Annotated in this window: 11 protein-coding genes; 10 read left to right on the forward strand and 1 reads right to left on the reverse strand. The window is 63.0% G+C overall.

Features of this window, described 5'->3' with window-relative positions; all coding sequences use genetic code 11:
* The first annotated feature begins 333 nt into the window (after positions 1–333).
* The 8 genes from AC07OV_RS06795 (at position 334) to AC07OV_RS06830 (ending at position 10,592) form a co-directional block, all read left to right on the forward strand.
* On the forward strand, positions 334–2,574 hold the full coding sequence (locus tag AC07OV_RS06795) for a TonB-dependent receptor (RefSeq protein ID WP_176999102.1): 2,241 nt from the start codon (positions 334–336) through the stop codon (positions 2,572–2,574).
* A gap of 127 nt (positions 2,575–2,701) precedes the next feature.
* Positions 2,702–5,167, forward strand: coding sequence for a TonB-dependent receptor plug domain-containing protein (locus AC07OV_RS06800; protein WP_495091867.1), 2,466 nt, complete (start codon positions 2,702–2,704; stop codon positions 5,165–5,167).
* 250 nt (positions 5,168–5,417) lie between these two features.
* A complete protein-coding gene (locus AC07OV_RS06805; protein ID WP_495091868.1) occupies positions 5,418–6,170 on the forward strand; it encodes an ABC transporter permease in 753 nt (250 codons plus the stop codon).
* Positions 6,171–6,179: 9 nt separating this feature from the next.
* Positions 6,180–6,941 carry an ABC transporter permease gene (locus AC07OV_RS06810; protein ID WP_495091869.1) on the forward strand — a complete coding sequence of 254 codons (762 nt, stop codon included), beginning with the start codon at positions 6,180–6,182 and terminating at the stop codon, positions 6,939–6,941.
* Between the two features lie 11 nt (positions 6,942–6,952).
* Positions 6,953–7,741 (forward strand): ABC transporter ATP-binding protein, encoded by a 789-nt coding sequence (locus tag AC07OV_RS06815; protein WP_495091870.1) that lies wholly within the window; start codon positions 6,953–6,955, stop codon positions 7,739–7,741.
* Between the two features lie 113 nt (positions 7,742–7,854).
* Positions 7,855–8,814 (forward strand): threo-3-hydroxy-L-aspartate ammonia-lyase, encoded by a 960-nt coding sequence (locus AC07OV_RS06820; RefSeq protein ID WP_495091871.1) that lies wholly within the window; start codon positions 7,855–7,857, stop codon positions 8,812–8,814.
* Between the two features lie 136 nt (positions 8,815–8,950).
* Positions 8,951–10,204, forward strand: coding sequence for a dicarboxylate/amino acid:cation symporter (locus tag AC07OV_RS06825; protein WP_176999096.1), 1,254 nt, complete (start codon positions 8,951–8,953; stop codon positions 10,202–10,204).
* 7 nt (positions 10,205–10,211) lie between these two features.
* Entirely contained in the window at positions 10,212–10,592 is a 381-nt protein-coding gene (locus tag AC07OV_RS06830) for a RidA family protein (RefSeq protein ID WP_176999095.1), read from the forward strand.
* Here the strand turns inward: AC07OV_RS06830 and AC07OV_RS06835 are convergent.
* A complete protein-coding gene (locus AC07OV_RS06835; protein ID WP_176999094.1) occupies positions 10,580–11,206 on the reverse strand; it encodes a helix-turn-helix transcriptional regulator in 627 nt (208 codons plus the stop codon). The two genes, AC07OV_RS06830 and AC07OV_RS06835, sit on opposite strands and share 13 nt — an antisense overlap.
* A 70-nt stretch (positions 11,207–11,276) precedes the next feature.
* Here AC07OV_RS06835 and AC07OV_RS06840 point away from each other — a divergent pair, with 70 nt between their 5' ends.
* Both AC07OV_RS06840 and AC07OV_RS06845 read left to right on the forward strand, forming a co-directional pair.
* Positions 11,277–12,380, forward strand: a complete 1,104-nt coding sequence (locus AC07OV_RS06840; protein ID WP_495091872.1) for an alanine racemase — start codon at positions 11,277–11,279, stop codon at positions 12,378–12,380.
* Positions 12,381–12,695: 315 nt separating this feature from the next.
* Positions 12,696–14,090, forward strand: coding sequence for a sodium:solute symporter family protein (locus AC07OV_RS06845; protein WP_494997100.1), 1,395 nt, complete (start codon positions 12,696–12,698; stop codon positions 14,088–14,090).
* Positions 14,091–14,198 lie beyond the last annotated feature (108 nt).

Here is a 14,198-nt window from a genome sequence, read left to right on the forward strand (position 1 = left end):
CGTCCCCCCCCCCCCCCCCCCCCCCCCCCCCCCCCCCCCCCCCCCCCCCCCCCCCCCCCCCCCCCCCTGCTCCTACAAGGTCGGTGTGAACCAACAAAAATGTGTTGGCCTGGCAACACCCTCCCTGCTGCTCCAGCAGCACCCTCCAAGCAACTCCTGCTGAATCTTCGACAGGCTGTTTTCACGGCCTTGTTTTATCCGTAAAAAAACCTCACCTCCAACATTTTATTACTTATAAAACAGCATGTTATCCATACGTATCAAACCTGAAATCCTCTTGGCACGATCTCTGCTCTACCCCCTTCAAGGACACATTTTCCGGGGGAGATTTTCATGCATACCATCAATCCAATCACCAAGGGCTTATGGCTCGCTTTACTCGTCGCAGGCGGCGCTCACGCCGCTGAAGAGGACACCACTAAAACCGAACCGGCACTCAAGACCGTGACCGTCACCGCACAACACCGCGAGCAAACCCTTCAAGAGGTTCCGGTGGCGGTGTCGGCGGTACAGGGCACCAACATTGTCGCCGACGGCGTGCGCAACATGGGCGACATCACCACCTTCATCCCAAACGCCTCGGCGAAGAACCCGGACGGCGATGGCCGCCCGCGCTGGTACATCCGTGGGTTGGGCACCGGCGACACCGGCGCGGCCACGGTGTACCCGGTGGGTATCTATGCCGACGATGTCTACCTCAACGCGCCGATTGCCGGGGGTGGGCCGCTGTGGGACCTGGAGCGCATCGAGATCCTGCGCGGTCCGCAAGGCACGCTGTACGGCAAGAACACCACGGCGGGCGCGGTGAATATCATCTCGAAAAAGCCCACCTTCGATACCGACGGCTTCGGCACCATCGGTTTTGGCAGCAAGAACGAACGCATCTTGAGCGGCGCCCTGGGCGGCACGCTGGTGGACGAAAAACTTGCCGCGCGAATCTCGTTGTATTCGGAAGAACGCGACGGCTTCCAGAAAAACCTGGTGGACGACCACACCTACGGCGACGTGAATAAAAAGGCCGTGCGCCTGCAGTTTTTCGCCCAGCTCAACGACGACCTCGACGCCCTGTGGAAGATCCACAGCCGCGAGTTCAAGGGCGACGGCGCCAACGGTGCGCTGACCCTGGGCCGCTATTACAACGTGGGCTACCAGCGCCCGGCCGGGCGCAACATCGCGCTGAACGTGGATGACGACTCCAAGCTCAACCACGACGGCACCTCGCTGACCCTCAACTGGCACCTGGGCGACTACACGCTCACGTCGATCACGGCGTACGACTACATCCGCGGCCAGTCCAGCAGTGACGCCGACTACACGCCGTACGAGGTCAACGGCACGTCCACCGCCGACAACAAATACACCCAGTACTCCCAGGAGATTCGCCTGGCTTCGCCCCAGCAAGAGACCCTGCGCTGGCTGGCCGGCGCGCACTATTTCCATGAGGACCTCGACAGCCAGGCTGGGCGTTTTATCGTGCCGGGGCCGACACCCAATGGCACCGGGTCCAACCAGATCGGCGGCGCCACGGACTTTCGTGACCTGAGCTACGACCACAAGACCGACAGCTACGCGCTGTTCGGCAACCTGACCTACGACTTCACCGACAACTTCAGCGTCACCGGTGGCCTGCGCTGGACCCAGGAAAAGAAAGACATCGACCTCAACCTCACCCAGTTGACCCGCGCCACGGCCAACGGCCCGTTGATCCCCCTGGCCGGTGTGGGCACCAACGGCAATCGCCAGGAAGACAAGACCTGGGAAGCCTGGACCTACGACCTCACGCCGGAATACCGCATCAACGACAACGTGCGCGTGTTCTTCCGCTACGCCCATGGTTTCCGTTCCGGGGGTTTCAACACCGGGCTGTCCACCAGCTTGTCGCAGTTGACCACGGTGGACCCGGAACAACTCGACGCCTATGAGTTCGGTGTGAAGTCGGAGTGGTTCAACCACCGCCTCACGGCCAACGCGAATATCTTCTACTACGACTACTCGGATATTCAGGTGAACCTGCTGACGGTCAACAACGGCGTGCTGACCACCGCGCTCACCAACGGCGCCAAGGGCAAGGTCAAGGGCGCCGAACTGGAGCTGGAAGGCCAACCCACCGACTACCTGCACCTGCGCGCGGCGATCTCGTTCCTGGACACCGAATACACCGACTTCAAGAACACCAACCCCAACACCGGCGCGGTCACCGGCGACTACAGCGGCAACAGCTTCGTGCGTTCACCGCGTAACGTGGTGTCCCTGGGCGGCGACTACACCTTCCCGCTGGAAATCGGCGGCAAGCTGGTGGCCGGTGCCGACGTGAGTTTCCGCGACAAGGAATACTTCCTCGCCGACCGCCAGAGCAGCGCCGACAAAGACCTGAGCCAGCCCCACTACACCTTGGCCAACAGCCGGCTGACCTGGTACAGCGCCGACGAAAAACTCAGTGTCACCGGTTTCGTCAACAACCTCACCGACCGCCGCTACCAAGTCCATGGCCGGCCCAACGGTGGCCTTGGCCAATACGTGATCACCTATGGCGACCCCCGCACCGTGGGCCTGAGCGTGACCAGCCGCTTCTAACCTTCTCGTTCACACCCCAACCCACTGTAGGAGCCCAGCTTGCCGGCGATGGCGGCCTTAAGATCGCTATCGCCGGCAAGCCGGGCTCCTACAAGGGATGGTGTGATTTTCTCTAAGGACCACTTTTATGTTCCAACGCACTCCGTTGGCCGGCGCCATTGCGCTGGTCATGGGCAGCCTTGCCGTGCCTGTTTATGCCGCAGACACTACCCAGCCCACCGCAAAAAACGATCACCTGGACACCGTCGTGGTGCTCGGTACCCGCCGTAGTGACTTGACCGCCCTGCAGAGCGCTGCCCCCATCGACGTGTTGTCCGGCGAGCAACTGCAGCAAACCGGCGCCACCGACCTGTCCGGCGCCCTCACCGCCCTGTCGCCGTCGTTCAACTTCCCGCAGTCGCCCCAGGGCGCGTTCGCCGGTTCCATCGCCCAAGGCGCGTCGCTGCGCGGCCTGGCCTCGGACCAGGTGCTGGTGCTGGTCAACGGCAAGCGCCGTCACAGCAGCGCCAACATCACCCGCCAGAGCCTGGTGAACGGACGCGGTGCGGCAGCGGTGGACTTGAGCCTGATCCCCCTGAGCGCGATCCAGCGCGTGGAAATCCTGCGCGACGGCGCCGCCGCGCAATATGGCTCCGACGCCATCGCCGGGGTGATCAACATTGTGCTCAAGGAAAACGACGACGGCGGCAACCTCGGCTACCGCTTCGGTGGCTATGACAAAGGCGACGGCATCCAGCGCAAGCTCAGTGGCTGGAAAGGCTTTGCCCTGCCCAACGACGGCTTCCTCACCCTGAGTTTCGACGCCGGCAGCCAGGACCCGGCCAGCGACACCAACCCTGACAATCGGATCTTTTACCCCGGCGACACCAGCGTCAACACGCCGCGCGAGCAGAACAACCGCTACCGCACCTGGCGCTGGGGCTCGGGCAATATCTCGGACCAGTACAACGTCGTGGCCAACAGCGAGATCGGCCTCGGCGAGGGTTTCACCGCCTACGGCTTCGCCACCTACGCCCACAAGAACACTGACGCCGAAGGCTTCTTCGACCCACCCACCACCTTGCGCAACAACTACGGCAGCACCGCGTTGCAACGTTACCCGGACGGCCGCTTGCCGGTGACCCGCTACGGCCTGGAAGACTATGCCGTGACCGGTGGCCTGCGCTTCGAGGACGATCGACTGGGCAAGTTCGACCTGGCGTTGAACCATGGCAACAACACGCTTAAGTCCGATGACCGCAACGCGATCAACCCCAGCTATGGCGTGAACAGCCCGTCGAACATCTACACCGGCAAGCGCGAGAACGACCAGACCAACCTGACCCTGGACTGGGTGCGGGACTTCCCCACCGACTTGCTGTACAAGCCGCTGACGCTGTCGGCTGGCCTGGCCTGGCGTAAAGAGAACTACCAACTCAGTGCCGGTGAGGCGGCTGGCTGGCAGAACGGGCCGTTGTTCAATACGGTCGACCCGATCACCGGGCGGCGCATTCCCGGCTATTACTCGGGTATTACCCAGGTGGACGCGGCGTCCCTGGAGCGCAAGGTGCTCGGCGCCTACATCGACGTCGAAGGCCAGATCACCGAGAAGTTCCAGGCGGGCGTGGCGGTGCGCACCGAGCACTATTCGGACTTCGGCGACACCACCAACGGCAAGCTGTCGCTGCGTTATGACTTCACCCCGCAGATCGCCGCACGGGCCACTGCCAGCACCGGCTACCGTGCGCCGTCGCTGGTGCAGAGCGGCATGTCGTCGTTCAGTGTGCAGGTGGTGGAGCAGCCGCCGGGCAGCGGCAACTACGTGGAGGTGCAACAACGCACCCTGCGCGCCAACAGCCCCGAAGCCCAGGCACTGGGCGGCAAGGCGCTCAAGCCGGAAGAGTCGACCAACTACTCCTTGGGCCTGGTGTGGCGCCCCCTGGAAAACGCCTCGGTGACAGTGGACGCCTACCGCATCAACATCGACAACCGCATCACCCTCTCCGACCAATTGCCGGCCAGCGTGGTGACGCCGATCTTTGCCGGCACGCCCTACGCCAACATCCAGAGCGCGGCGTTCTACACCAACGTGGCCGACACCCGCACCGACGGCATCGAGCTGACCGGCAACTATCAGTGGGACTTGCAGCAATGGGGTCGCCTGAACCTGAGCAGCGGCTTTGCCAAGACCAATACCACCATCACCGGCTTGCGCGACGTGGGCAATATCAAGGGCTCGCAGATTGTCGGGCGCAACACCCAGGGCCTGATCGAGGACGGCACGCCGGATTCCAAGCTGACCTTGAGCGCCAACTGGCTGTATGAGAACTGGGGCCTCACCGTGGCGCAGCGTCGGTATGGCGAATGGAAAAGCCTCAACGCCACCAACCCCAACCTGGACCAGACCTTCAGTCCGCAATGGGTGACCGACGTGGACTTGTCGTACACCTTCCACAAAGGCATCAAGGTTTCGGTGGGCGCGATCAACCTATTCGACACCCACCCGGACAAGGCCGACGGCGCGCAACTGTACGGCGTGCCGAAGTACTCGATCACCAGCCCCGAAGGTGCCCAGGGTGCGTTCTACTACACCAGTGTGAGCTACGACTTCTGAGGCGACTGCTGAAGGGGTGCTGCTCCAGCAGCACCCTTCTGCTGCCCAGGCATCAACCCATCTCCCTGAAGATCCACTGTAGGAGCTGGCTTGCCAGCGATGGCGGCGGCACAGCCAACCATGATGTCGACCGGAACATCGCTATCGCTAGCAAGCCAGCTCCTACAGGGGATCTTCAGGGTGTTCGGGATTCGTACATGGCACATGTCTTGCGATAGCTGTCGGGTATTCAGCTGAATTAAGACCTGCCATGCGCCGACTCCGCCCCCTCACCTGGCTTATCTCACCCCTGGCCCTGCTGTTCGCCTGGGCCCTGGTGGCGCACCTCGCCATCTTCCCGCGCAACCTGTTGGTACCACCGGCCCAGGTGCTGCAAACCTTTGAAGCCCTGCTTGCCAGCGGCGAACTGCTCGACCACCTGGGCAACAGCCTGTCGCGCCTGGGCCTGGGGTTTGGCATCGGCTCGCTGTGCGGCCTGGCCTTTGGCGTGCTGATGGCGCTGTCGAAAAACGTCGAGGCGTATTGCGGCCCGCTGTTTCACACCCTGCGCCAGATCCCGAGCATCGCGTTGATCCCGATGTTTGTGCTGCTGTTCGGCATTGATGAAACCTTCAAGATCATCATCGTCGCCAAGACCGCGTTTTTCCCGGTGGCCCTGGCGGCCGGCGAAGGCGTGCGCGGCATCCCGCGCAGTTACTTTGAAGTGGCCGATGTGTACCGCCTGCGCTGGCCGAGCTTTGTACGCCTGGTGGCCCTGCCCGCCGCTGCGCCGCCGATCATCACCGGTTTTCGCATCAGCCTGACCCGCGCCTGGGTGGTGCTGGTGGCCACTGAGTTGCTGGCGGCCGACAGTGGCCTGGGGCAGATGATCGAAATGGCCCGGCAGATGCTGCGCATCGATGTGGTGATGGTCGGCGTGGTGGTCACCGGAGTGATCGGCTTCGGCCTCGACTACGGCTTTCGACGCCTCGAACAACGCCTGTTCCGTTGGCAGACCCGCTAGGAGTTCCCCATGCTGCCCTTGTTGAAAAAATCACGCGGCCTGTTGCTGCCGCTGCTGTTGATCCTGGCCTGGGAATACGCCTCGCGCCAAAACGCGGCAGGCGCGTATGCGTTTGTGCCGCTGTCGGCGATTGGCTCGGCGCTGTGGGAAATGCTCGGCAACGGCGAGTTGCTGGTCAACCTGCTGGCCAGCCTGGCGCGCACCAGCACCGGCCTGGTGCTGGGCATTTTGTTCGGCGTGACGCTGGGGGTGCTGATGGCGCTGTCAGGCGTGGCCAACCGCTTGATCGGCCCGCTGTTCCATTCGATTCGCCAGGTGCCGATGCTCGGCTGGATCCCGCTGATTGCCATGTGGTTCGGCAACGGCGAGTTCTCCAAGGTGCTGATCGTCAGCCTCGCGGCGTTTTACCCGATGGTGCTCAACACCTATCAAGGCTTCAGCCATGTGGAGCGCCGCTACCGTGAAGTCGGCCAGGTGCTGGGGCTGACGCCGCTGCAACAGTTCACCCAGGTGCTGTTGCCGGCCGCACTGCCGAGCATCGCCACCGGCGTATTGCACGCCCTGGCATTTGCCTGGGTCACGGCGATCGGCAGTGAGCTGTTCCTGTCCTCCGGCGCCGGCCTGGGCAACTTGATGATGAACGCCGAAGCCGGTTCGCGCATGGAGGTGATCGTGCTGAGCGTGTTGTGCATCGGTTTGCTCGGCTACTTGATGACCCTGTTGTTCACCCTGCTGAGCCGCCACCTGTTGCGCTGGCGCAACCTCCGTTGAAAGGTCCCGATATGAATGCCATTGCCCACCACACCCTCCACCAGCACGTGCAGACCGGCGCCCTGCAGATTCGCGGCCTGAACAAGGCCTATCGCATCGAAGGCCGCGACCTGCCGGTGTTGCAGGACATCCACCTCGACGTGCGCCCGGGGGAGTTCATCAGCATTGTCGGCGCCAGTGGCTGCGGTAAATCCACCTTGCTGCGTCTGATCGTCGGGCTGGAAGCCGAGTATCAGGGCGATATTCTGCTGGACGGCAAGCGCATTGCTGCCACAGGCCTGGAGCGCGGCATTGTGTTCCAGGATCACCGCCTGTTCCCGTGGATGACCGTCAGCCAGAACATCGCCCTGGCCCTGAAAAACCACACTCTGCCCCAGGCCGAAAAAAGCCGTTTGGTGACCGAGCATATTGCCTTGGTGAACCTCAGCGGCTTCGAGAACGCCTATCCCCATCAACTCTCCGGTGGCATGGCACAACGTGCGGCAATCGCGCGGGCGCTGATCAACAAGCCCAAGGTGTTGCTGCTGGACGAACCCCTGGGCGCCCTGGATGCGTTGACCCGCGTGCACCTGCAACGGGAGCTGCAACGCATCTGGGTGCAGCAGCGCTGCACGGTGATCATGGTGACCCACGACATCGAAGAAGCGCTGTACCTGGGTGACCGGGTGATTGTGATGGACGCCCACCCCGGGCGGATCAAGCATGAAATCCGCGTCGACCTGCCCCACCCACGGGACCGTGCCTCGCCGGTGCTGCAAGGCTACAAGGAACAGTTGCTGGAGGAACTGGTGGGCCACTGAGGCCAAAGCGCATGTGACAGACGGAACTTTACAATTTGTCTTGATATGGATATTTTATCCAAACATAGACAACAGGGCTTCCGTGCCCGGGTACTTTTCCAGAGGTCCGTCCCATGCAACTGTCCACCTACCACGACGTCATCGCCGCCGCCCAGCGCCTGGAAGGCTTTGCCCATCGCACGCCGGTCTTCACCTCGCGCACCCTGGATGCCGAGACCGGCGCCCAGGTGTTCATCAAGTGCGAGAACCTGCAACGCACCGGCTCGTTCAAGTTTCGCGGCGCGTTCAATGCCCTCTCGCGCTTTGACGAGCAGCAGCGCAAGGCCGGGGTGGTGGCGTTCTCTTCCGGCAACCACGCCCAGGGCATCGCCTTGGCCGCGCGCCTGCTGCAGATGCCGGCGACCATCGTCATGCCCACCGATGCGCCGGCAGCCAAGGTCGCAGCCACCCGTGAATACGGGGCCAGCGTGGTGTTCTACGACCGCGTCACTGAAGACCGCGAGCAGATCGGCCGGACCCTGGCGCTAGAGCACGGCATGACCCTGATCCCGTCCTACGACCACCCCGACGTGCTCGCCGGCCAAGGCACCGCCGCCAAGGAACTGCTGGAATTCACCGGCCCTCTGGACGCGCTGTTCGTTGGCCTGGGCGGTGGCGGCATGCTCTCGGGCACCGCGCTGTCGACCCGCGCCCTGGCGCCGGATTGCCTGCTGTACGGCGTCGAACCCGAGGCCGGCAATGACGGCCAGCGTTCATTCCAGACGGGCAGCATCGTGCACATCGAGACCCCGGCCACGATTGCCGACGGCGCCCAGACCCAGCACCTGGGGGAGCATACGTTCCCGATCATCCGTGACCAGGTGAACGACATCCTCACGGTGTCCGACGCGCAACTGGTGGACGGCATGCGCTTCTTCATGCAGCGCATGAAGATGGTGGTAGAGCCCACCGGTTGCCTGGGCCTGGCGGCCTTGCGCAATGCCAACGGCCGGTTCAAGGGCCAGCGCGTGGGCATCATCGTCACCGGTGGCAACGTCGACATCGAAAAATACGCGAGCCTGCTACAAGGCTGACCCGCACCCCGCACACACCTGATTAATGGCCGAAAAGCGCCCGCCGAGGCGCTGACGGCCCCGCTTTGCCTGCTGAAAACTGCCGCCGATAAAAAACGCCCGGGCGTGCCCCGGGCCTCAACAACAAGAGGTGCTTATGAAAAACCGTTACCTGGCCCGGGCCATCGTGATTGCGATACTCCTGGGTGTACTGGTGGGAGCCGTGTTGCATGCGCAACTCGACGCCGACACCGCCAAGACCCTCGCCGGTTACTTCAACCTGGTGACCGATGTGTTCCTGCGCCTGATCAAGATGGTGATCGCGCCGCTGGTGCTGGCCACGCTGATCAGCGGGGTCGCGAGCATGGCCGACAGCGGCGCCATTGGTCGTGTGGGCCTCAAGGCGATGAGCTGGTTCCTACTGGCCTCGGTGGTGTCGCTGCTGATCGGGCTGCTGCTGGCCAACCTGTTCCAGCCCGGCGTGGGGCTTGGCCTGAATACGCCCACCAGCGGCGCCAGTGGTTTGAACACCGCCAGCTTCAACCTCTCGGGCTTTTTGTCCCATGTGTTCCCGCGCAGCATCGTCGAGGCCATGGGCAATAACGAGGTGCTGCAGATCGTGGTGTTTTCGCTGTTCTTCGGTGCGGGCCTGGCGTTTGTCAAAGGCCAGGGCAAGTCGAGCATCCTGAACGTACTTGAAGAGCTGACCCAGGTGATGTTCCGCATCACCGAGTACGTAATGTGGGTGGCGCCGCTCGCGGTGTTTGCGGCCATCGCCGCCACCATCAGCCTGTACGGGCTGGGCATGCTGGTGAGCTTCGGCAAGTTGATCGCGCAGTTCTACCTCGGCCTGGCGCTGCTCTGGCTGGTGATCGGCGGCGCTGGTTACATCGCCCTGGGCGCGCGCTTCAAGCGCCTTTTGCATTTGCTGCGCAGCCCGGTGTTGTTGGCGTTCTCCACGGCCAGCAGCGAGGCGGCCTACCCCAAGACCATCGCCGCACTCGACAACTTCGGCTCGCCCAAGCGCGTGACCAGTTTTGTACTGCCCCTGGGTTACTCGTTCAACCTCGACGGCTCGATGATGTACCAGGCCTTTATCGTGATGTTCATCGCCCAGGCCTACGGCATCGACATGAGCTTCGGCCACCAGGTGATGGTGCTGCTGACCTTGCTGGTGATCAGCAAAGGCACGGCCGGCGTGGCCCGTGGCTCGCTGGTGGTGCTCGCGGCCGGCTTACCGATGGTGGGCCTGCCGGAAGCCGGTTTGCTGCTGATCCTGGCAGTGGACCCGATCCTGGACATGGGCCGCACCGCCACCAACGTGTTCGGCTGTGGCGTGGCCACGGCAGTGATCGGCAGCACCACACCCGACGAACAGCCTCAACCGGCTCCCCTTCCCTCCCTTGCTTGAGACCACTATGACTCTGCATCACACCCCAAACGCGTCGCCGCCTGCCGGCCATTATTCCCAGGCCGCCAGCCACAACGGCACGCTGTACATCTCCGGGCAATTGCCGGTGAGCCCCGACGGGCGCCATAACTTGTCGGCCCCGTTTGCCGAACAGGCCCAGCTGGCGTTGGATAACCTGCTGGCAATTTTGCAGGCCGCCGGCGGCACGCCCCAGGACCTGGTGAAGGTCACGGTGTATGTGGCCGGGGTTCGGCACTGGCCGGAATTCGATCGCGTGTACGCCGCCGCGCTGGGCGAGCATCGGCCGGCACGGGCGGTGGTGCCGGTGCCGGAGTTGCATCATGGGTACTTGGTAGAAATTGAAGCGGTGGCGCGCTACTTGGCGTAGGTGTAGACCGCCGCGCGCGACACGCCCAGGTGCGAGGCCACGGTCTCCATGGCCCGGCGCACGTCCATGCACCCGGAGTCCTTGAGCTCCTGCATGAGCAGGCGCCGGTCTGCGGCCTTGAGGGCTCGCGGGGTGGTGGCCAGGCGTGCGGCGAATTGGTCGATGCGCGCACGGATGGCGTCGGCCCCGGACGGGTCCAGGGATTCGCCGGGCTTGTCGCCGCTCACCGAGCCGAACTGTTCAAGCAGGCCCTGCAAGCCACGGAACAACGACAGGTCGACGTTCATGCACAGGGCCGCCACGTATTGGCCGCTGGCGTCCTTGATGCCGATGGAGGTGCTTTTGACCTGGCGGCCATCGCTGAACTGGTTCTGGTAGTTGGCAATGATTTGCGGGTACTCGGGGTCGGCGATGCGCGCCAGGCCCAGCTCGGTGGCCGGATCGCCCGGCGCACGGCCCGAGAGGTTGTTGTGGATGGCCAGGATCGCGTGCTGCGGGTCGCGCAAGTCGTGCAGCACCACTTCGCAGAACGGGCTGAAGGTTTGGCTCAAGCCTTCGGCGATCTGTTCGAGCTGGCTGATCAGGGTGGTTTCTTCAAGCGAGGTCTTTTTCATGCAAGACAACATATCCAGTCCTGGACAGGGCGTCAATTTCGACCCTGCCCCCTATCGTGGAGCTTCAACCATGGACACCCCTGCCGCACTGATTGATACCGTGAAAATGCAGCGCAATCTCCAGCGTATGCAGCAAAGGGCCGACGCCCTGGGCGTGCAGTTACGTCCGCATGTCAAAACCCATAAGTGTGCCCAGGTGGTGGCTGCACAAATCGCGGCGGGCGCCCGAGGCATCACGGTGTCGACCCTCAAGGAAGCCGAGTATTTTTTTGATCTGGGCATCCCTGACATTCTCTACGCAGTGGCGATGGCACCGCATAAGCTGCCTCAGGCCCTGGCACTGCGCCGTCGCGGTTGTACCTTGACGCTGATCACCGACAGCCTCGCCGGGGCCCAGGCGATTGTCGATTTCGGCCGCGAACAGGGCGAAACCTTTGCGGTGATGATCGAGATCGATTGCGACGGCCATCGCTCCGGGGTCAAACCGCAGGATCCCGTCTTGCTGGAGATTGCCCGCGTGCTAGGCGACAGCCTGGTGGGTGTGCTGACCCATGCGGGTGAAAGTTACGGGCTGGACACGCCCGAGGCCTTACAGGCCATCGCCGAACTGGAGCGCTCCCGCTGCGTGGAAGCGGCCGAGTGCATTCGTGCCGCCGGGATGCGTTGTGGACAGGTGAGCGTGGGCTCCACGCCGACTGCGCTGTCGGCGGTGAGCCTGGAAGGCGTCACCGAACTGCGTGCTGGTGTGTATGCGTTTTTCGACCTGGTGATGCACAACATCGGCGTATGCCGCACCGATGAATTGGCCCTGAGCGTGCTGACGACGGTGATTGGCCACCAGCCGGAAAAAGGCTGGATCATCACCGATGCAGGCTGGATGGCGATGAGCCGGGACCGTGGCACGCAAACGCAGAAGCGCGATTTTGGTTATGGCCAAGTGTGTGACGAGGCCGGTGAGCTGATCGATGGGTTGCTGTTGAGCAGTGCCAATCAGGAGCACGGTGTGGCGCGGTTCCAGGGGCACGGGGCGGAGGTGGTTGCACAGTTTCCACTGGGGACACGCCTGCGGATTTTGCCGAACCATGCGTGTGCCACAGGGGCGCAGTTCGGCAGTTACAACGCGGTGTTGGAGAGTGGCGACGTAGAAGTGTGGGAACGCTTGCGCGGCTGGTAAACCCAGCATGCCCATCGATGGGTTGCGATACGCCGGGATCTGTAGGAGCCGGCTTACTGGCGATGACGCCCGCAAGGTCTACGCAAGATTCGAGGGCCCCATCGCAGGCAAGCCAGCTCCCACAGAGAGAGGTGATGCACCGGGCATTCGGCGATGGCGTCCGCAAGGCCGGCAGAAGATTCGAGGGACCCATCGCCGGCAAGCCGGCTCCTACATACCTGGTGGGTATCACCTGATACTCACTTGATATTAGACGCCAACAAAACAGAGGGGTGAAACTAGCGCCAATTATAAAAATACCTAAAGAGTATAACCATGCCCTCCCATTCCTCCTGGATCGTCCTGTCCATCACCGGCCTGTACATGCTCAGCCTCGCGCTGATCAGCTACGGCGTGCGTCGGCACTCGCGCAGTGCTACCAACTACACCACCGGTGGCGGGCATTTTCCGGCCTTTTTGATCGGCTTCCTGATGCTCTCGGAGTTCATCGGCACGGCGGTGAGCATTGGTACCGCGCAGACCGGGTTCAAGGTTGGCTTGTCGGCCGCGTGGAACCTGTTTGCCCTGGCCTTGGGTTTTGTATTGTTCGCCTGGCTGCTGGCGCGCAAGTACAAGGAATTGGGCGACAACACCATCTCCGGCGTGCTCTCGCGCAACTACGGCCAGCGCACGCGCTTTGCCACGTCCATCATCACCATTTTTGCCCTGGAGATCGTCGCCGTGTCGATCTACGCCAGCGGCGGCGCGGTGTTGGCGAGCGTGATGCAGGTGGACCGCACCCTGGCCATCGTCATCGTCGGCGTGGTCTCGGTGGTGTACGTGAGCATCGGTGGCATGCGCTCGGTGATTTACACCAACTTCGTGCACGCGGCGCTCAAGTACCTGGGGGTTGGCCTGGCACTGTGGTTCGGCCTTAAGCAGGTGGGCGGCATCGGTCAGTTGCAGGCGCAGTTGCCGGCCAGCATGTTTGAGTGGACCACTGTGGGCTGGGGCCAGATCATCGCGTGGATGATCGCCGGCATCGGTTCGATCTTCTCCACCCAGTACGTGATCCAGGCAGTCAACACCGTGAGCCATGCCGGCAAGGCCCAGCGGGCGTGTTTCTATGTGGCGGTACTGATGGTGCCGTTTGGTATCGGCGCGGCGTTGATTGGGATGTGCAGCGCGGTGCTGTTTCCCCAGGTGGATTCGCTGCAAGCCTTTCCCAGCCTGATCGCCAGCATGGACCAACTGACCGCAGGCCTGGTGGTGGCGGGCCTTGCCGGTTCGCTGTTCGGCACCATTTCGGCGGTGAGCATGGGCTCGGCGACGTTGTTGCTACGCGACTTCTACGAGCCGTGGTTCAACCCGGAAAAAAGCGACGTGAAGAACCTGCGCTTCGTGCGCCTGGCGACGATTGCAGTGGGTTTGCTGCCCATTGCCCTGGCGCTGACCTCGGACAAGGTGCTGATGATCGCCTTCCTCGGCAAAGCCCTGCGCGCGTCCCTGGCAGTGCTGGTGTTGCTGGTGTTCTATGCACCACGGTTTGGCACAGCGACGGGGGCGTTCCTGAGCATCATTGCGTCATTGGTGGCGACGGTGGGATGGTTTCTGGCGGGGAACCCGTGGGGGGTTGATAACGCCTACGTGGCGTTGCTGACGCCGTTGATCATCATGAGTTTGAGCCATGTGATGCAGCGCCCCACCCCGCTGACCACACAAGCCACCTGACCGGTAGGAGCCCGGCTTGCCGGCGATGGCGTCCGCAAAATCAACACATGATTTGAGGGCCTCATCGCAGGCAAGCCAGCTCCCACAGAGAGAGGTGATGCCCTGGGA

Source organism: Pseudomonas sp. GW821-FHT09A09 (assembly GCF_059418405.1).